The organism is Shewanella sp. M16 (assembly GCF_018224605.1).
Lineage (GTDB): Bacteria > Pseudomonadota > Gammaproteobacteria > Enterobacterales > Shewanellaceae > Shewanella > Shewanella oncorhynchi.
In genome coordinates this window covers 1-439 of the sequence record NZ_JAGTUL010000116.1, presented here as the reverse complement: position 1 = coordinate 439, position 439 = coordinate 1, and the positions used below count along the sequence as shown (strand labels likewise).

Sequence of the window (439 nt, the reverse complement as noted above, 5' to 3'; positions counted from 1 at the left end):
TCTAATCCCGTTCGCTCCCCTGGCTTTCGCGCCTCAGCGTCAGTTTTCGTCCAGAAAGTCGCCTTCGCCACTGGTGTTCTTCCTAATATCTACGCATTTCACCGCTACACTAGGAATTCCACTTTCCTCTCCGATACTCTAGATTGGCAGTTTCCATCCCATCACGGGGTTAAGCCCCGAACTTTTAAGACAGACTGACCAATCCGCCTGCGCGCGCTTTACGCCCAATAAATCCGGACAACGCTTGCCACCTACGTATTACCGCGGCTGCTGGCACGTAGTTAGCCGTGGCTTTCTATTCCGGTACCGTCAATCCTTCTAACTATTCGCAAGAAGGCCTTTCGTCCCGATTAACAGAGCTTTACAACCCGAAGGCCGTCATCACTCACGCGGCGTTGCTCCGTCAGACTTTCGTCCATTGCGGAAGATTCCCCACTGC

The 439-nt window shown here is 53.1% G+C and carries 1 rRNA gene; it reads right to left on the bottom strand.

The features are described 5' to 3' along the window. A 16S ribosomal RNA gene (locus KFE26_RS23655) occupies positions 1–439 on the bottom strand; the annotation flags it as partial.